General features: G+C 46.3%; 16 protein-coding genes, 1 pseudogene and 1 riboswitch. Of the genes and pseudogenes, 10 read left to right on the plus strand and 7 right to left on the minus strand.

Annotated features, from left to right (window positions below; genetic code table 11):
* Nucleotides 1-43 precede the first annotated feature (43 nt).
* The 7 genes and pseudogenes from ASG93_RS17000 to ASG93_RS37190 form a co-directional block, all read left to right on the plus strand.
* Entirely contained in the window at nt 44-616 is a 573-nt protein-coding gene (locus ASG93_RS17000) for a TetR/AcrR family transcriptional regulator (protein WP_056833755.1), read from the plus strand.
* A gap of 187 nt (nt 617-803) precedes the next feature.
* Nucleotides 804-1556, plus strand: a complete 753-nt coding sequence (locus ASG93_RS17005; RefSeq protein WP_056833756.1) for an SDR family NAD(P)-dependent oxidoreductase — start codon at nt 804-806, stop codon at nt 1554-1556.
* Between the two features lie 47 nt (nt 1557-1603).
* Nucleotides 1604-2689: an alkene reductase gene (locus ASG93_RS17010; RefSeq protein WP_056833757.1), complete on the plus strand. Its 1086-nt coding sequence runs from the start codon at nt 1604-1606 to the stop codon at nt 2687-2689.
* 28 nt (nt 2690-2717) lie between these two features.
* A complete protein-coding gene (locus ASG93_RS17015; protein WP_056833758.1) occupies nt 2718-3716 on the plus strand; it encodes an NADP-dependent oxidoreductase in 999 nt (332 codons plus the stop codon).
* A 14-nt stretch (nt 3717-3730) separates the two neighbouring features.
* On the plus strand, nt 3731-4309 hold the full coding sequence (locus ASG93_RS17020; protein ID WP_056833759.1) for a TetR/AcrR family transcriptional regulator: 579 nt from the start codon (nt 3731-3733) through the stop codon (nt 4307-4309).
* A gap of 123 nt (nt 4310-4432) precedes the next feature.
* Nucleotides 4433-5215, plus strand: coding sequence for an SDR family NAD(P)-dependent oxidoreductase (locus ASG93_RS17025; RefSeq protein WP_056833760.1), 783 nt, complete (start codon nt 4433-4435; stop codon nt 5213-5215).
* Nucleotides 5216-5316: 101 nt separating this feature from the next.
* Nucleotides 5317-5646: pseudogene (locus ASG93_RS37190) on the plus strand (alcohol dehydrogenase catalytic domain-containing protein); the annotation flags it as partial.
* 76 nt (nt 5647-5722) lie between these two features.
* Here ASG93_RS37190 and ASG93_RS17030 read toward each other — a convergent pair.
* From ASG93_RS17030 to ASG93_RS17045, 4 genes are all read right to left on the minus strand, one after another.
* Nucleotides 5723-8128, minus strand: coding sequence for an ATP-dependent DNA helicase (locus ASG93_RS17030; protein WP_056833761.1), 2406 nt, complete (start codon nt 8126-8128; stop codon nt 5723-5725).
* Nucleotides 8129-8263: 135 nt separating this feature from the next.
* Nucleotides 8264-9664, minus strand: a complete 1401-nt coding sequence (locus ASG93_RS17035; protein WP_235550878.1) for a M23 family metallopeptidase — start codon at nt 9662-9664, stop codon at nt 8264-8266.
* Nucleotides 9665-9960: 296 nt separating this feature from the next.
* Nucleotides 9961-10188 (minus strand): cold-shock protein, encoded by a 228-nt coding sequence (locus tag ASG93_RS17040; protein WP_029199449.1) that lies wholly within the window; start codon nt 10186-10188, stop codon nt 9961-9963.
* Nucleotides 10189-10339: 151 nt separating this feature from the next.
* The gene (locus tag ASG93_RS17045) at nt 10340-10540 is read right to left on the minus strand and encodes a cold-shock protein (protein WP_047679716.1); all 201 of its coding nucleotides are present in this window, start codon (nt 10538-10540) and stop codon (nt 10340-10342) included.
* A gap of 340 nt (nt 10541-10880) precedes the next feature.
* On the opposite strand from ASG93_RS17045, the gene ASG93_RS17050 reads away from it, so the two are divergent.
* The 3 genes from ASG93_RS17050 to ASG93_RS17060 all read left to right on the plus strand — a co-directional run bounded on the left by ASG93_RS17050 (nt 10881) and on the right by ASG93_RS17060 (nt 16378).
* A complete protein-coding gene (locus ASG93_RS17050) occupies nt 10881-12995 on the plus strand; it encodes a multicopper oxidase family protein (protein WP_056833763.1) in 2115 nt (704 codons plus the stop codon).
* Between the two features lie 94 nt (nt 12996-13089).
* Nucleotides 13090-13189, plus strand: a riboswitch (purine riboswitch).
* A gap of 72 nt (nt 13190-13261) precedes the next feature.
* Nucleotides 13262-14596: a 5'-deoxyadenosine deaminase gene (locus ASG93_RS17055; RefSeq protein ID WP_056833764.1), complete on the plus strand. Its 1335-nt coding sequence runs from the start codon at nt 13262-13264 to the stop codon at nt 14594-14596.
* Nucleotides 14597-15319: 723 nt separating this feature from the next.
* A complete protein-coding gene (locus tag ASG93_RS17060) occupies nt 15320-16378 on the plus strand; it encodes a YncE family protein (protein WP_056833765.1) in 1059 nt (352 codons plus the stop codon).
* A gap of 56 nt (nt 16379-16434) precedes the next feature.
* On the opposite strand, the gene ASG93_RS17065 is transcribed toward ASG93_RS17060, so the two are convergent.
* The 3 genes from ASG93_RS17065 to ASG93_RS17075 all read right to left on the minus strand — a co-directional run bounded on the left by ASG93_RS17065 (nt 16435) and on the right by ASG93_RS17075 (nt 19748).
* Nucleotides 16435-17205 (minus strand): UDP-glucose/GDP-mannose dehydrogenase family protein, encoded by a 771-nt coding sequence (locus ASG93_RS17065; protein ID WP_056833766.1) that lies wholly within the window; start codon nt 17203-17205, stop codon nt 16435-16437.
* A 48-nt stretch (nt 17206-17253) separates the two neighbouring features.
* The gene (locus tag ASG93_RS17070) at nt 17254-18177 is read right to left on the minus strand and encodes an FTR1 family iron permease (protein ID WP_056833767.1); all 924 of its coding nucleotides are present in this window, start codon (nt 18175-18177) and stop codon (nt 17254-17256) included.
* Between the two features lie 89 nt (nt 18178-18266).
* Nucleotides 18267-19748, minus strand: a complete 1482-nt coding sequence (locus ASG93_RS17075; protein WP_056833768.1) for a copper amine oxidase N-terminal domain-containing protein — start codon at nt 19746-19748, stop codon at nt 18267-18269.
* Between the last annotated feature and the right edge of the window lie 27 nt (nt 19749-19775).

A 19775-nucleotide genomic window follows, 5' to 3' on the forward strand; every position in this document is an offset into this window, starting at 1 on the left:
GATCGTTCACTTAAATGTATAATGATTATTCGAGGTGATGACGATGGCAAGATCAAAAGAATTTGAAGTTAATGAAGTATTAGATAAAGCAATACAACTATTCTGGGCACAAGGGTACGAGAAAACTTCAATGCATGAATTGGTTAACTTTATGGGCATCCATCGTAGAAGCATTTATGATACGTTTGGGGATAAGCATGCCTTGTTTATGAAAGCTCTCGAACGATATGAAGCTAAGCAAGCCAATAAAATTAAATTTTTGGTTGAAAAGAAAAAGCCGATCAAGGAATTAATTCGGGAGTTGTTTGAGTCGATATTAAGAAATGAAGGAGAACCTCTAGGGTGTTTTCTCGTGAATTCAGGCGTGGAACTGGGCGTGTTGGATCCTGAAGTTGCATCCCTGGTTGATGAGAGTTATTCACGAACTGAGGAATTGTTGACTAACCTTGTTCTGGAGGGTCAGCAAACTGGTGAGATCAAAGCTGACTTTGAACCTAAAGTTATTTCTCATTATTTAATGAATGCGTGGTTGGGTCTACGTACGCTGGTTAAGACAACAACGGATCAACAAAAATTAAAGAATATTATTGATATGACACTGTCCGTTTTAGATTAAAAGTGTAAGTCAAGGAATGCCGCTCCAAAATTAACATTCTTAGCCACAAAAAAATTCTTTACTGTTCGTTCTAAAATTGATATACTAAAAGCAAGTTAGATCTAACTTGTTTTTTTTACCTAAATAAGAATGATCGTTCTAAAATCATTATTCACACTAATCTGCATTTTATGAAGGAGAGAATATTATGAGGTATACAGTTATTACAGGAGCAAGTTCAGGGATTGGATATGAGACGGCATTGGCGTTTGCTGCACGTGGCAAAAACTTAATTTTAGTAGCTAGAAGATTGGATAAATTAGAAGAGCTTAAATCAACAATTCAGGAAATTGATCCTAGTGTAAATGTTATTGTTCGTACAAGTGACCTGTCTGTTACAGATCAGGCCTACACACTGTATAGCAATCTAAAGGAATACCAAATTGAGACTTGGATTAACAATGCGGGGCTCGGTGAAGCTTCTTTTGTAGCAGAACAGAATTTAGATAAAGTTGAAACTATGTTACGTGTTAACATCGAATCCTTGACGATCCTTTCTACACTATATGTGCGAGATTATGCTGATGTAGAAGGAACTCAGTTAATTAACGTCTCATCCGCACTCGGATATGCCATTGCTGTTGGGAGTGTTGCTTATTCTGCATCTAAATATTACGTTAGTGCCTTTACAGAAGGGCTTGCAAAAGAACTAGAAATGAAAGGTGCAAAACTAAAGGCAAAGGTTTTAGCACCAGCTATAACGGAAACGGAATTCGTGAAGAAATCATTAGATACTGAAGAATTTGATTATAAAGCAAACATGCCTAAGTACCACACTGCCAAACAAATGGCGGGCTTCATGGTGGATCTTTATGATAACAACGAAGTGGTAGGGATTGTAGACCAGAACTATGATTTCAATCTGAGAGGCCAAATCTATCCAATAATTTCAGAATTTTAAATTCAATTCATATATCCGTGGAATACATTGAAAAAGGAGAGTATCCGATGAAAAAGTTGTGGAGTAAAACGAACATTGGAACAATGGAATTACCTCATCGTTTAGCAATGGCACCAATGACACGTAGTAGATCGCAAGAAGATGGTACACCAGGAGAGCTAACATCTCTTTATTATGCTCAACGAGCGTCAATGGGACTCATTATTACTGAGGGTGCCCAGCCTTCTGATGATGGGCAAGGTTACTTATGGTCACCTGGGATCTATACGGATAAACATATTGAAGGATGGAAAAGGGTTACAGATGCAGTGCATGAAGCAGGTGGATATATGTATATCCAATTAATGCATGCCGGTCGCATGTCGCACCCTGATAATACACCACATCATCGCCAACCTGTTGCGCCATCTGCAATCGCGCCCGGTGTAGAAATGTTTACTGCTAAAGGTATGCAGGACATCCCCGTTCCTCGTGAGTTAAGTGAAGAGGATATTCAAACGACCATTGCGGATTACCGGAAGGCAGCGGCAGCGGCGATTAAAGCAGGTGCGGATGGCGTTGAAATTCATGGAGCCAATGGTTATCTGATTAATCAATTTATCGGAGAAAATTCGAATACACGGACAGATGGATACGGGGGATCTATAGAAAATCGTGCTCGCTTCGCGATCGAAGTAACGAAAGCTATCGTCGAAGAAATTGGAGCAGAAAGAACAGGCTTCCGTATTTCCCCAGGGACACCTCTTGGTGGGATCCAAGATGGTGAACAAGGTCCTGAACTTTATCGCTACCTTGTAAAGGAATTAGCTCAATTGGATTTAGCTTACCTTCATGTCATGCATCTTGGAAATGAAAAGCTGCTCCAAGACATTCGCTCAATCTGGACGAATCCATTGTTAGTCAATCGGGCTGGAAGAGCTATGGAGGATCTCAGCGTGGATATAGATAGTGGCCTTGCTGATCTGGTGCCTGTTGGTGTATGGTCATTAGCCAATCCGGATTTAGTGGAACGACTTCAAAAAGGTTTGCAACTAAATGAAGCAGATCCGACAACATTCTTTGGTCTGGGAAGTAAAGGCTACACGGATTATCCTACGTTGGAAGAATTAGAATCGCAAGAGGGGTTACAATAGCAAAAAGGGTGATGGAAGAGGATGAAACATGAGAGCAGCACAAATACAGAAATATTCAAAAAAAATCCAAGTAGAATTGAATGATGTTAACATACCACCGATCAATAGCCATGAGGTACTTGTCAAAGTAAAAGCTGCAGGCGTAAATCCACTGGACATTCTTAATCTGAATGGCAGTGTTCGGATGATTGCCGACTATAAGTTACCATTAACTTTAGGGAATGAACTATCTGGCGTTGTTGAAGCCGTTGGTGATGATGTTTTGAATTTTAAGGTTGGTGACCCTGTTTATACGAGGTTGCCGCTTAATAAAATCGGTGCCTTTGCTGAATATGCTGCCGTGAATGAAGATGCTTTATCCATCATGCCTGAGAATCTATCTTTTATTGAAGCTGCTGCGGTACCCCTTACTGCCTTGACTGCTTATCAAGCATTGCACGATGTACTCCGTGCCCAGCCGAATAAAAAGCTATTCATTCCTGGAGGAACCGGAGGATTTGGCGCTATGGCAATCCCCATTGCCAAATCAATGGGATTATATGTTATTACAAGTGGCAGTGAAAGAGGCAGATCACGTACACTGTCGATCGGGGCTGATCGATTCATAAATTATAAGACAGAGAATTATGCTAACATACTGTCCGATATCGATTATGTAATCGACACCTTGGGTACCAAAGAGATCAAAGCTGAATTGGGCATTTTAAAACCACAAGGGAAATTGGTATCATTGAAAGCCGGACCTAATTATCGCTTTGCGGTTGACAATCATTTTCCGATGTGGAAAAAAGTATTGTTTGGTCTAGTGGGTGCTCGCTTAGATTCTTTAGCGCGTAAGAATCTAAATGAATATCGTTTTCTATTTGTGCAAGCCAATGGAAGTCAATTACAAGATATCACTAAACTTGTTGAAAAAGAAAATATCAAGCCCTCTATAGATTCAACTTATACGTTTGGTGACATTAACAAGGCGTTAATTAAAGTGTCGACGGGTCACTCCCAGGGCAAAGTGATAGTGACCTTCTGACAGGGGGAATCCAAATGGCCAGAAGCAAAGAGTTCGAAGAGTCCGTTGTATTAGATAAAGCGATGAGACTTTTTTGGGAACAGGGTTACGAGAAGACATCCATGACCGATCTGGTCGATCATATGGGGATCCATCGTAGAAGCTTGTATGACACATTTGGCGACAAACATACGCTGTTTCTAAAGGCAGTAGAGCTTTATGATAATAAAGTTAGCACCGCAATAGCAGCAGGGGTGAAGCGCTCCAAAACTGCAACGGAAGCACTTCAGTTTATTGTTGGCTTCTTGATCTGCGGAGAAGAAAATCCAGCTTCTGGCTGCTTAATAGTGAATTCGACGGTGGAATTGGCGGCGCGTGATGCAGATATTAATAGCAGATCCATTGAGATGTTTTCGGCTGCAGAGAAACTATTCAAGGACATTATTCTGTGGGGGCAGCAAGATGGTGAATTCACATCTGAGTACGACGCCGGGGAATTGGCGGAATATCTGCATAATGTAGGGGTTGGCTTAAGGGTGATAGCAAAAACTTCGATTACAAAAGAAAAACTTCTCCGTATAGCTATTCTATCCATGCAGCTTATAGTAAAATGACAGTTTTTTTCATAATATTAGAATGTTCATTCTACTAATTGTTTCTATTCCGTGCATTCTAGCGAGCTAAAAAACGGTATTATTATGGCTTAAATTATAAAATAAAAATGAGGTGAGCTCAAAATGAGAAAGACAGTTCTGATCACAGGAGTATCAGGTGGGATCGGTAAAGAGTTAGCAGATCGTTTTGCCAAGGGTGGACATAATATTGTGCTGGTAGCTCGCAGCGAGGGTAAAATATTGGAGCTTGCGCAGGAGTATCAGAATAAATACGGCATTCGGGCGACGGTCATTGCCAAGGATGTTGCGGCACCTGGGGTACCGAAGGAGATTTTCAACGAGCTTAAAGAGAAGGAGATCGTCGTTGACTATCTTGTCAACAATGCTGGCTTCGGTTTGTTTGGGACTTTTATGGAGACGGATATGGAGCAAGAAATAAATATGATTGACGTTAATATCAAGGCTCTGACGGTTATGACGAAGCTTTTCCTGCCGGATATGATCAAACGTGGGCAAGGCGGAGTGTTGAATGTGGCTTCGTTGGTGGGCTTCTTTCCTGGACCTATGATGTCGGTTTATTACGCGACGAAGGCGTACGTACTATCGTTCACCGAGGCTTTGGAGAACGAAGTAAGCGGAACAGGAGTTACTGTGACGGCACTGTGCCCAGGGCTGACATCAACCGGTTTTGTTGATCGTTCGGGTATGGGTGCCTCGAAGATGGTGAATGGCGCGATCATGGAAGCCGGACAGGTGGCTGAAGAAGGATATCGAGGCTTCTTGCGTGGCAAGACGTTAATTATGCCAGGTGCTCGAAACCGACTCATCGCGTTTTTGCCGCGGTTGTTGCCTCGTAAGGTGATGACCCGCATGATTAGATCCACACAGGACAGAACGGGGCATTAAACCGAATGAGGTGCTATACAATGGCCGTCAGCAGGCTGTTATTTCGCCAGTTGACCAAAATTGGGTTCCCTCACACCATCAAACGGAAAGGAGCGGTCCCAATGAAGGCTGTACAAATTTCTCGGTATTCCAAAAAATTAATTGCACAAATCAATACAGTTACTGTTCCGACAATCAAATCAACGCAGGTTTTGATTAAGACTAAGGTTGCTGGTGTTGATCCTCACCTTGTCTTGGCGATTATGGGCAAAGTTAAGTTGTTTGATCGTTATGACTTTCCGTTGACGCTGGGCAACGAATTGGCTGGCGTTGTGACCGAAGTTGGAACCGGTGTCGTGGATTTGAAGGTCGGTGATAAAGTCTACACCATGCCACCGCTAGATAAGATGGGCGCGTTTGCTGAATATGTCGCCGTAGATGCGGCGATTGTGGCTAAGATGCCAGCCAATCTTTCCTTTTTTTTTTGCTGCCTCGCTTTAAAAGTTACAGTATTACACATAACTTACACTAATGACGCTGTGCCTGCAGCACTGTGTAGTCGCGCCACTCTTCTGGCAGTAGACGCTGATACAGCGGCTGCAGGTAGCGGTCGTCGATCAACAGTAGAACGCCGCGATCCGTTTCGGAGCGGATCAAGCGCCCGCCGGCCTGTTGCACCTTGTTCATGCCCGGGAACACATAGGCATACTCGTAGCCGTTTTTGCCGGTACTGTCCATGTACGCCTTGATTAGGTTGCGTTCAGGTCCCAGCTGCGGCAAACCGACTCCGACGACGGCTACGCCTGTTAGGCGGTCTCCTACTAGATCAATCCCCTCCGAGAAGATACCGCCCATCACAGCAAAGCCTACAAGCGTCTTCTCCGTTCCCGCTTGAAACTCCGCCAGAAAGTTCTCCCGCTCTTCCTCCGACATCTGTGTCTGTTGTACGAGAACTCGGAGCTTCCTTTCCGGTTGCTCTGAATGCAGGACCTCCCGCTCACCTACGAGGTCAGTGAAAGCCTCATATACGCTGCTCATATAGGCATACGAAGGAAAAAAAACCAAATAATTACCCGAACGCTTCGCCATCAGCTCATACAGCGAGCGGGCAATCGGCTCGCGACTACGCTCGCGATCCTGGTAGCGAGTTGATAGCGGCTGAACGAAGACATCCAGCTGCTCTTTGGAGAAAGGGGACGGCACCGTCACAGAATAGTCGTCCTCCCCAGCTCCTAGCGTGTCCATGAAGTAGGACAGCGGCGATAGGGTCGCCGAGAAGAACACATGCGACCGATACCCCTTGCCCATCTGCCGAAGCAAGTGGGAGGGATCGAGGCAGAACAGCTTCACGTTGACCTCGTTTCGGTCACATGCCATGAACGTCACATACCGTTCATCGTACAGCTTCGCAATGCGCACAAAATTTTGTGCGCCAAAGTAAGCCTCCAGCAGCAGCGGGGCTGTAGAGGTTGCAGGCGTTGCGGGGCTGGTTTCTGCGCTTAGCAAGCTTTCCGGGCTTGCCAGAGTTCTGGCACCTGCCCCGGCCAACTCTTTTTCCGCTGCTGCAATAAACACGTCCAGCAGCCCAATCAATAGCTCCGGCAGCTCCGGGTCCACCTGCATCTGGCGATCCCCGATCTGCTTACGCATCGCAATAAAGTACTGATTAATAGCCTTGGCCGCATCATGCAGGTCAGCTCGAATGCCCTTAAACTCGCGCTGCAGCGCAAGGAAATCAGATTTATTTAAAACGCTGGAATACATCTCGCGCGCACGATCCACTAAATTATGAGCCTCATCAACAAGCAGTGAGGTTTGCCGCTTCTGTTCCTCGAAGAGCCTTTTCAGATTCACACGAGGGTCGAAAATATAATTATAATCGCAAATGACAGCATCTGCTGCATAAGCGACATCAAGTGAAAATTCAAAAGGACACACCCGATGCTTGCGCGCATATGACTCAATGACGGCGCGAGTCATTATAGTCTCATGTCGCAGCAGATCGAGCACGGCTTCATTAATCCTGTCATAATAGCCGTCGGCGAACTCACAATGCTCTTTCGAGCACCGCACTTCCTCCTTAAAACACACTTTCTCCTTCGCCGTGATCGTGACGACTTGCAGCCTAAGCCCCCGAGCCTGTAGAAGCGAATACGCTTCTTCCGCTGCAGTTCGGGTAGTTGTTCTCGCCGTTAAATAATAGATCCGCTGAAGCAATCCCTCACCAATCGCTTTGACCGATGGAAATAGGGTCGACATCGTCTTACCGATGCCTGTTGGCGCCTTGGCGAACAGCTTGCGCCCTTCGTTTATCGTTTTGTACACCGCACCAGCCAGCTTACGCTGCCCTTCACGATAATTCGGGAACGGGAAAGAAAGCTCCTTGATGCTATGATTCCTGCGCAATTCATGCTCATATCTCGCCTGCGCATAAGGATAATAATGCTCCACCACGTCATGCATGAACTGTTCGAGCTCATCCGATGATACTTCCACAATAAATCGCCGAGTCTCTTCCGTATCGACTTGCATGTAAGTAAGTTGAATACGCATACGGCTTAGCCCTCGATCTTTGGCCACCATATAGGCATAACATTTGGCTTGTGCCCAGTGAACCGGATAGGAATCCTCCTCGATCTGCCCAATGTCGGATGAGGTGGATTTAATTTCGTCCACGGTAACCGTCACGCCATCCGCATCCATCAGAAGCCCGTCACAGCGCCCATCGATGACAAATAAAAGATCCTCATAAGGGATCTCAGTCGAAACGTAAACCTCATGCTGGTCCGACTCGCCGTACTGCTTCTGCAGTTTTTGATGCGCTTTGGTCCCTTCCGTCAGCGCACGGCTCGTCCTAAAACCTGACTCAATACTGCCGCTGCGATACACATATTCCACTAGGGAGCGCACGGAAATGTTGACGTTAGGGGTCATCTCTATTTTTCTCCGTCCTAGAACATTTGTTCTTTATTGTAGCATGCGCCATTACCAAATAGCTACTTCTCTCACTATTATATAAAAAAGGACACCCTCTCGCTGTTATGGTTGCGAGTCGGCGTCCTATTCACTCTATCCTTTCGGTTGAACCCAGCGAAACGGTGTCGTATTAAAAAACAAGTTCGGGTTGACCTGCACATTGTGCGCCCAAAAAGCAAAGTGCAAATGCGGCCCGGTAGAGAACCCAGTCGTGCCGACGAGGCCAATGATATCGCCCTGCTTGACTCGATCACCCGTTTTCACGCGCAGCTCCGAGAGATGGGCGTATTGCGAGAAAAGACCCATCCCATGGTCGATATAGATGGCGTTGCCGGTCAAATACAGAGTTTCTGCCAGCGCGACAACCCCGTCGTTCGTAGCTTTGATCGGGGTGCCTTCCTTCGCGGCCAGATCAATGGCTAGATGAGAGCTGTCGTATTTCCCGTTCACATAACGGGTGTATCCATACGGTGTTGTCAAAATCCCCTCGACTGGCTGCACGAACGGCCCGCTGAACAGAAACTGCGGCTCGGACTTACTTCGCGCCAGATCGATCTTCTTCTGGTCGGCTGCAATGCGCCCCGTGTCCTGCTTCATGCTTTCCATCTGAGCCGTCACCTTCAGATACTGCGTTTCGAACTTCTTCGGTTGAATGGTTAGCGTCTGATCACCGATCGGATATTTCCCCGGCTTTGCACTCATCGTAATTGGCAAATACGTAAAGTATCCCGTCCCATAAGGCTGAAGGGTATACGTTTTATCCAACCAAGTGATACTCCCAGGTTCGTTATGACGCACCAGCACCACATCCCCTGGAGCTGCGCTATCCGGAACGAGCTTCCACTTCGATCCGATGACCGTTTTGGCATCCTCCTTGGTTCCGTAGAGCGCCGATTCCATCTTCAGTTGCTGCAGATGATTCTTCTCTTTCAGAATGGCCTCTTTGACCTCTGTCGTCATACCGTCCACCCAGGTCTGTCCACCATCCGTCGTGATGAGCAGCGGGTTCTTACTATCCTTGCTACTAACGAGAAGCACCCATCCGATGCGAGGTGTTAGGAACTGCGACTGCTTCACTTGTAACGAGGCATTGCCCACTGTGACCGAAAGCAGTTTTGGGCTGTCCTGGCTGGCTGAGCCTGCCTCTAGACTAAGCAGCTCCATGATCGGTCCGCCTATCGGCAAGGAGTCTCCCGTGTCCTCGGAGGTGATATCCGTTCCAAGCGCTTCTCGCCACTGCGACCCACCATCCTCTGTTATCGCGATCCCATCTGCATATTTCACCCAGCCGCGATCAAAGTCGAGCATGCGAAATTCCACAGCCTCTCGCGGTGGTGGCGTTGGTAGCGGTGTTGCTACTGCTGCAGCAGGCGTGTTATCTTTCCAAGAGAATGGTGCGCCGAACGGCGATTTACCAACTAAAATCACCACACATGCTGCAAGTAGGCAGGCGCCGGCCAATAGCGGCCATTGACGACGTTTCCTAGATTTCACTGACACTTTTCCCCCCCTGCTTACAAGTGAGTACTTACTTTTATGCTCGCTTTACGTTTATGGCAAATTAAACGGTTGACGTCGTACTTGGTTGAGACTACAGCACACCTGGTATTCATAACTCCAAAATGCGATTTTAGAGCCATTCAGCTTTCGTGGGGGCAGATGGGCTATCGTGGTTACCAATGTTGCATTTTCTACAACATCACTCAACCGCGAATATGGATCCATTTAAGAATCTCATCACTGAGAACACAAAAAACCCGAAGACATCCGTGCCTCCGGGTTTCGTTATATTAAATTTGCACGCCCTTTTTGAGCGCTTTCTGATCCGTATTCGTGTTATTAACTAAAGGAAGTAACTTGACACTTCGAACCATTGTGGACTGACATAAATGACAAGTCGGCACGTGATCGAATGCAAAATTATCTCGCATCCAGCCTTTACAGCCTTCTTTTTCACAAGACCATACCGTCACATTTTCTAGAGGCATCTCTTCAAGCGACTTTTTTCTGGAATACATGGATAAACCTCCTTAGAGTTTTACGTTAGTAAAACTAGCTTGGTAAGCATTTTGACGCAGCGTTTTGCTATTGGCAAAACATTCTTCGCCCTCATAAGCTAAATTGAAAAAGACTGCCATTACACAAGTAAAGGCAGTCTTTTTAATTATATTACAGTTTTACAACGTTTTCTGCTTGTGGTCCGCGGTTGCCTTGAACAACGCTGAACTCAACGCTTTGGCCTTCGTCCAAAGTTTTGAAACCGTCGCCTTGGATTGCGGAGAAGTGAACGAATACATCGTTTCCGCCTTCAACTTCGATGAAACCGAAACCTTTTTCTGCGTTAAACCATTTTACTGTACCAGTAGCCATGAGAAATACCTCCAAAAATTATTAACATGTTTTTTATTCTTCAAAGAGAAAAAATTCACACATTGTATAAGGTTCACTAACAAAAATGAAAACCCTTTACAATATGTGAATTCAGGTTCTTTTTGTCGATTGGATTTATCATACCATACCCCTCACGAGAACGCAAACTATTTCCAGTTGATTACAAGCAAAGTAACCGCTTACCTCAAAAAATGGGCGAATGGTAATGGAAGTATTTTTAACCCCTACTTAAGTCTAGGTTTTCACTTAGCCTCTGGACCGTATTCCGTATGAAGCAGGGGAACTATACTGAAGTTATCGATTCTTAGGAGGGTTTTCATTGTACAGCATAAGTGTTCTAATCATACTGTTCGTTAGTTTATTATTCCTCATTTTCACCTGGATAGGGAGCGTCAAAGCGTCCCGATTACTATATAACCAGAGTCTGGAACGGATGCACCGCAAAGCAAGCAAGCTGCTTTTCTGGTCATGGTTTCCGGCTATTCCAGCTGCCGCTATCCTTGGAGCTATTGTCTGGATGCAGCAGTCCATGGATTCGGTCTTCTGGCAAGACCGCGTGTTTATTCAAGCGCCACTGGTAATTCTGCCTATTTTGACCATCTGGTTCTTATCGGTTCCTAAACTGATCAAATTACGATCCCTAACGAAACAAAGCTTAGGCGAGCCTGGTGCTGAAATTGAGCCAACTATTTATTATAGAGCTGCTAGCCCCGGTCTCATTATTCCTTTTCAAATGACGGCTCTTGGCGCGTTAACCGCGTTGTATTTCTCACTCGTGCCTCCTGTTCCATTTCGGTGGTTGGAAATTTCCATACCTCTGGCAGCCTTTGTACTCGCAACGGTTGGGCTTTGGTGGAGACATCAGATTCGCTTCAAACAGGTAAGTAAAATGGAAACTTACGTCCTTCCTACCTTATGGAAACGCGCCTTAACGATGGTAAGCGTTTTGGCGGTTGTGGCTGGGTCTGCCTATTATTTGTTTACGCTTGCGATGAACAACAGTCAATTACCAGCAGAAATTGATATGACGAGCGGGACTCACGATTATGGCGGTCAGGCAGTAACAGCGAATATGAGTCCGCATAATCACGGAACAGTGGGTATGAACGACTCCTCCTCCTCTGCCAAAATGGTGTCTGTTGCTGAACTAACAGGTCCGCGCGAAGGGACGCCGGATCGCCATTTTACACTTACAGCTCAGAAAAAAACGGTCACACTTAGCTCTGGCAAAACCGTGGATGCTTGGACGTACAACGGGCAAATTCCAGGACCGGAACTTCGCATGAAAGCAGGGGAGCTAATCGAGGTCACTTTGGTTAACGAGGATATTGAGCAGGGTGTTACCGCACATTGGCATGGCTTGGATGTGCCGAATGCCGAGGATGGCGTTGCTGGAGCCACGCAAAATGCCGTTATGCCGGGCGAGACCTACACGTATCGCTTCCGCGCAGAGCAAGTGGGCACTTTCTGGTATCACTCCCATCAAGACTCACAAGAAGCGGTTAGCATGGGGCTTTTTGGAGCGTTAATCGTTGAGCCGAAGGTGGAGACCCTGCAGCAAGTGAAGGACATCACGGTTATGTCACATCGCTGGAAAGGCAATTCTTTCGCCATTGGCGCGTCAGATCAATTAGAACGCGTGACAATTGCGCCAGGGACGCCTGTCCGTATGAGACTTATTAATACAGACGATTGGGTGCAGCAAAAGTATACCCTTATCGGTACTCATTTTGAGGTGGCAGCGATTGACGGAACGGAACTGAATAAGCCCGATGTATTGACCAATACACATTTGGTGGTGACTACAGGTGGTCGGTATGACATCACGTTCATCATGCCAGAGCGTCCTGTGTATCTGAATGTTGGCGGTATCCGCAGCAGCGGCATCTTGATGTCGCCAGACGGAAAGGGAGAACTTCCCGAGCTTCCTCAAACGGTCGCTTTCGATCCCCTTCAATATGGGACCTCGACCTCGACACCCTTTGATGCAAATAGCCGTTTTGACAGAAATTTCACTTTGATCTTGGATAACAAACTCGGGTTCTACAATCGTAATCTGGATTTCCTTTATACGTTGAATGGCGAAGTATTCCCGAATACACCAATGTTAATGGTGAAAGAAGGCGATCTCGTCAAAACGACCATCGTGAATCGAGGTAACGTCGAACATCCGATGCACTTACACGGTCATCATGTCCTTGTACTATCTCGCAATGGCAAGCCTTCCACGGGCAGCCCTTGGTGGTCCGATACGCTGGCTGTACTGCCGGGAGAAACTTATGAAGTGGCTTTCGTTGCAAATAATCCAGGACTATGGATGGATCATTGCCATAACCTCGTACATGCCGCAGCTGGGATGACGATGCATCTTATGTATGAAGGCGTTACGACGCCATTCTCGGTAGGAAGCGGTACGATCAATCATCCAGAATGATTGACTCCGTTTTCATAAAAGAGGGAGGGGATGTTAGGATACGTAACATATTGTTGACAAGATGGCCTATATCGGTTTACGCTAATGGAAAGCAGGAACTGAATACTACCCATTTCGTATAACCTTAATAATTGGATTAAGGGTCTCTACTTAGAAACCGTAAATTTCTAGCTACGACAAATGTGCGCATGTCAGGCATATTTTTCGTGGCTAGTTTTTTTGTGTCCATTGCTTCATACAATACTAGAAGTAGGAGGTTTATAACGATGACGACCATTCTAATCAAAGATGCACAAATTGTAACGATGAACGGCGACGGGGACATAATAACAGGGGATATTTTCATCGAAAATGACCGAATTACTGCAATTGGACCGAGCTTGAATCCTGTACGGGTGGATAAAATCATTGACGCCAAGAATCGTACGATCATTCCAGGCTTCATCCAAACCCACATTCATTTATGCCAAACCCTATTCCGCGGCAAGGGGGACGATCTGGAACTAATGGATTGGTTGAAAAAGCGGATATGGCCGCTTGAAGCCTCACATGACGAGGAATCCATCTATTATTCCGCCATGCTTGGCATCGGCGAGCTGATTCAAAGCGGGACAACGACGATCGTCGATATGGAGACGGTTCACCATACCGACTTTGCTTTTCAAGCTATTGCGGAGACTGGCATACGCGCTTTATCCGGCAAGGTGATGATGGACAAAGGGGACGAGGTGCCTTTTGCTTTGCAGGAGAAAACCTCCGAATCGCTCCAGCAAAGCGTCGATTTATTGGAGAAATGGAACGGCCACGACGACGGCCGCATCCAGTACGCGTTCTCTCCACGATTCGTGATATCGTGTACGGAAGAGCTGCTGCGCGAGGTCCGCAGCCTGTCGGAGCAGTACCAAGTGAAAGTGCATACACACGCATCTGAGAATCTCGGCGAGATCGAGATTGTGCAGGCCGAAACCGGCATGCGCAATGTCGTTTATCTCGATCATCTCGGTTTGGCGAATGAGCGCCTTATTCTGGCGCACTGCATTTGGCTTGATGAGGAAGAGAAGCGCATCATCCATGAGCGAGGCGTGCATGTGAGCCATTGTCCCGGCTCTAACCTGAAGCTTGCTTCAGGCATTGCCGAGACGCCCGACATGCTGAAGCTCGATATCTCCGTCAGCCTAGGAGCGGATGGCGCGCCGTGCAATAATAATCTCGATATGTTCAACGAGATGCGTTTGGCTGCGCTTATCCAGAAGCCGGTACACGGGCCGACGGCCATGAATGCGCAGACGGTCTTCCGCATGGCGACCATCGGGGGCGCCCGCGCGGTCGGCATGGAGAAGGAGATCGGCAGCCTCGAGGTCGGCAAGAAGGCCGACCTTGCCATTCTCGATCTCAACAACTTCCATACGTATCCCTCCTTCGACGTGGATCCGATCTCTCGCATCGTTTACTCCGCGACGCGGGCAGACGTGGAAACGACGATCATTAACGGTCGTATCGTCATGGAAAACCGCATCATGCGCACGATTGACAAGGACGTCGTCCTTCCCGAAGCGAACCGCTCCATTCAGCGGTTGCTGAAGCGCGCCAACCTGCGTTAAGCGGCGGCAAACGCATACAGGCCTGCAATCCAACTAGTGCAGATTTGGTTGGATTGCAGGCTTTTTTGCATCCTCCTATAGCTGCAAATCGGATAGCACATCTGGTGGCTAAACGATTATCCATCGAAGATGCAAAAAGTGCATCAAATTCAGTCTATATGGGCGATTTCAACAGATTTGCTGCAAAAAATGCATCAAATCAGTCAAGTTCTGCCCACTTTCGTTCGAATTTCAATTATTTGATGCACAAAATGCATCATCACTGCTCAAAATCAAAAATAACTGATAGTTTGATGCACTTTTTGCATCTAGTTGTATGAAGAACCCACCCTCTGCTGCAAAAAATGGCCAATACTAGCTAGTAAGGTTGTTTAGATCATTTAGAGTAGCTAGTTCTGTGCACTGTGTCTAGATCAATCGGAGTAGCTAGTTCTGTGCACTGTGTCTAGATCAATCGGAGTAGCTAGTTCTGTGCACTGTGTCTAGATCAATCGGAGCAGCTAGCTCTGTGCACTGTGGCTAGATCAATCGGAGCAGCTAGCTCTGTGCACTGTGTCTAGATCAATCGGAGCAGCAAGCTCTGTGTTCTGTGTCTAGATCCCTTAGAGCAGCCAGCTCTGTGCATGTAGTTAGATTTCTAGATTATTGGGATTAGCCAAAGGTTCCCCCTTACACGATTGTTCATATAGTAGTACTACTATGTTCATTGAAAGGGGAACTTCCATGGATCGAAGACGAGATTCCCTCGCCCTTGCCCGATTGTCACTAACGTTGCCCCATGTCGTTACAATTGTTAAAGTTGCCGGGGCTGTCGGTGATATCCAAACGAATTTAGTAACGAATCGTGTCTATTTTGTTCATAGCGAAAACCAAGTGGGCGTCCTTGATGGGAAGACCAATCAGGTCCTCCGAAATGTGAAGGCTGGCGATGGCACCACTTTCCTAACGGTGAATTCTCGTACCAATCGCATTTACGCCACGAACTTCCGGGATGCTTCCGTTTCCGTAATCAGCGGAAAAACAAACATTGTGCTGACGGCTGTGTCCGTCGGGCAGCGCCCTTTTGGCCTTGGTATCCACCATGGCAGCAATCGAATCTATGTAGCCAATCTGAGCGGGACGATTAGCGTCATAGACGGCAAAACTAACCGAGTCCTCCAAACGTTGAGGGTGGGCGGATCACCAGCACTTGTGTCCGTTAATGAGCGGACGAACCGCATTTATGTCACGAATGTAAGCACAGATTCGATTCATGTGATTGATGGGAAGACACTTCAAGTTGTTTCGACAATCAAAGTAGGCCGAAATCCCATTATTACACCGGCAATCAATAGCGTGACCAACCGTATTTATGCGGCTAACAACCTGAGCCGTTTTGCCTCGTTGATAAAGAGCCGCACCTTAGGAAAAAGCATCCCCATTCAACTAGGACGCCTGCAAAGCGAGATCACTTTGAACCCGCTGACGAATCGCATCTATGTCACAAGCGCGCAGCAGGAGGGAAGCGGCAAACTCTTCATCCTTAACGGACAAACGAATAAGATCGTAAAGACTCTAAAGATCCCGACATTTTCATCGATTCTCGTCAATCCGCTCACGAACCACTTTTTTGTCGGGGATTCCGAGGGAAGAAATTTATCAGTATTCAATGGACGAACCAATACACGACTAATCATGCTCCGCACGGGGAAATCCGCAGGGAATATGGCCTTGAACACACGGACCAACCGAGTCTATGTAGGAAATACGAGCACCATTACGGTTGTTCAAGACGGCATCTAATCAAAAAGCCTCCAAACCCACGGGCAATCTGTGGACATGGAGGCTTGTCTATACGATCATTCGAATGAAGCACGAAGGTCGCTATTTTTCCGTTGAACAGACTTCATTAAATCGGCATTAACTTCTTTCTCGTCCGCCATGCTAATCAGCGCATGAACATCCTTCGGCAAGCATTTCCCGCCGTACCCGCGACTATCTTCATACACGAAGGTATGGCTGCGGCCGATTCTCGGGTCCTCGAGCCAAACTTCCCGCAGCTCGTTGTAATCAATCCCATGGGCTCCGGCAATATCATAAAACTCATTGCAAAACGACACTTTAAGCGCAAGGAAGCAATTCTCCATATACTTCGCCATTTCGGCAGTGCGGGCATCCGTCCGCCGGATTCTCACTTCTGCGTTGTACACCTGCTGATAGACACGGATCGCAAAGCTAGCATCCTCAGCTTCGCCTCCAAATGTAAGCCACGTCCGATGACGTAAATCCGAAAAGGGGTGATCCACGGTTTCTCCATAGTATTCCGGCTGGAACACGATTCTTTTCCCCGTTCGTTCCTTCATAGCGTCAGTGAACCCTACGGGAACTGTCGAGCGAATCACAATGACTTTGGCTGTCAGCCACAAGATCACTTCTTCCACGATGGATGTATCACATTTGCCGCTCGGGAGGGAGGGAGTCGGAACACAGACGAAGACGATATCACTTTCGTTTACCTCCGCTTGGCTGCCCACCTGCATAGGTGCATCATAAACCGCAGCGTTTGGAAACAAAGCATGTATCGCCTTCCCAACATGACCGTATCCAACAATTCCTATGTTCATCGTCATTCAGTCCTCGCTCCTTATGCTATCCATACGAAATTCCAATTGCAGCTGTTACGCAGCCACTTTCTCTTCTTCAACCTGCTCATTTTCATGACGCTTCTTCTGAACAGCTAGCAAGATGAATACCAAGAAGTAGTATCCCCAGTAACCAACGAATTCTTCCAGTGAAGGGTTCTGTGTATAACCTAGGAAAGCTTTGAAGAAAATGCCGACTTGACCGTTAATAAGCGGCTCTTTCCCAAAATCACGGAGATACTGCACACCATCAATTGGATGCTCCGGCATAATGCCCGTTATATTATATATTTCACCGATTTGGTGTCCCGCTGTCCGATATAAACTTCCAATAATACCCAAATCCTGCATAATTCCGATGGCTTGCACGAACAAACCCGCAGAAATCATCATCAGAAATACACTCGTGATGCGAAAGAACGTGCCAAGCCGAATTTTCTTCGTCCCTTTGAAAAAAAGCAGGCCAATGACGACAGCCAGAATGAGTCCGCCCAGTGCTCCCCAGCTTTCGAGTGCTTTCTGTATGTTTCCTCCTGTAATTGCCGCAAAGAAGAAAACCGTCTCCACGCCTTCGCGCACAACGACTAAGAACGAGTGGACGACCATATTAATGGCGCCGCCAATGGTCAAAATATGAGCAACCTTACTCTGAACCTTCCCTTGCAGCTCACTATTTTGTTTGCCCATAAACATGATCATATGTGTCAGCAGGCCGGAAGAGACGAGCATGATGCTGATTTTCAAGTAATTTTGACTGCCCATACTAGCAAATCCGGTCAATAAAACTTGGAAAGCCAGGGCCAATCCGTAACTCGCGATCAAAGCCAAAAACACACCAACCCACACCCATTTATGCCAGTGCACAGCATCAATACGGGTTAAATACGTTACGATAACACCAACAATGAGAATAGCCTCGAGCGCTTCACGAAACGTAATGAGAAATGCCTGTAAATCCATTATCTGCCCCCTGTTCTCTTCCTTGTTTCAGCATGCTGAAAGACACTTGCGCCTACTAGGCACAAGTGTCTTCGCTATGAACGAAATGATTAACGAAGAATGATAATTTCACCATTTTGGTAGAATACGCGTTTGCCGAACAACTCAGCTACTGCACGCAATGGAATGAAGGAGCTGCCATTTTCAATGACAACCGGTTGATCAAGTTTGACTTTCTCATTCACTTTACCATTCTCTACGACTTGATCGGATCCTAATGTAATTTCTGTTTTCTTGCCATCTTTTGTGATGACAACTGTTTTTGTTGCGTCTTCCCATTCAACCCCAGCTTGAATCGCTTGTGCAATAACACGAACCGGCACCAATGTGCGACTGCTTTCCGCGTTGATGAAAGGAGCATTCTCAGCTGTGAACGCAGCTCCATTTACTTGATACGCTTTGTCGCCAATTTTCAAACTGGAACCATCTTTGTCAACGAGGAACTTAAGAATTTGGAAACCGTACTCTTTGGTAGCAGCAAGATCGGATTTATTAACGGCTTCTGTGAATTTCGTTGCCGCTACACTTGCAGCCGCATATTTCTCTTTACCCAAGAAAACTTCTTGGCTAGCAAGGAACATCGTACCTTCAGCTACATAACCGCGAGCCGCTTGCAGGTCTCCAGCTTCAAGCTTGATAAAAGCTTGGTTAATATATTCGGATACTTTACCGATCATCGTGCGTTGTAAGGCCTCACCAATTTCGTCTTTTTTAATTTTGCTTGCATCGCCTGATGCGAATGCATCTTTCACGAAATTACCGTCAGCGACACTTCCACCTCTAAGGTATGTGTATACAGGCATATACAGGAAATAACCTTCTGTAATAGCTTTCGGTTGATCAGCTGGTGCTGCCAATCCAACGTTTTCAGCATATGTATAAGCCGCAAGCGCGTAATTTTTGATTAACGTTTTGTCAAGAATTTGACGGTGGAAGTTAAAGTCATTTAGGTTATTTTCGTTGATATCTTTTTGGATAAGTTCAATCGTTGTTTTTAAAAGTGGAACCATGTTCAAGCTAAATTTAGCATCGCGTTTTACAACGTTAGGTTGCAGCGTACCTTCATAAATTTGAACAACTTTATCGAAAGCAGCTTTCGCTCCGGCAACATCACCTTTGGTCATAGCAGGACGTACTTGGTTGCTCATCAGATCGCGAAGTGCGAAGAAGAAATACCATTGTAAGCCTTTGTCAATCGCTTCATCCGCTTGGCCGACATTCAAATCACCTTTAATAGCGCCGTCCAACACAAACATGATGTTCGTATCGATCTTAGGATCGTCTGCTTTGATGTTCACATCAAGACGTTTCACATCGGTTTGGAATTTATCTACATATAATTTCTTTACATCAGCAAGTACCGTTTTGTCTGTAAAAAGTGCTTTAATGTCTGTGAAAGATTGAATTTTGGCAGCTATCGTTTGATCCTCTGTGATTTGAAATTTACTTTCTGCAAAAGCCACGGAGCTAACAGTAACAACGCTAGATAAGGCCAATGAAACACTTAAAGCAACAGCTAAAAATTTACGCATAATAAGTTTCTCCTCTGTTCATCTCAT

This window comes from Paenibacillus sp. Soil787 (assembly GCF_001429545.1).
Taxonomy (GTDB): domain Bacteria; phylum Bacillota; class Bacilli; order Paenibacillales; family NBRC-103111; genus Paenibacillus_E.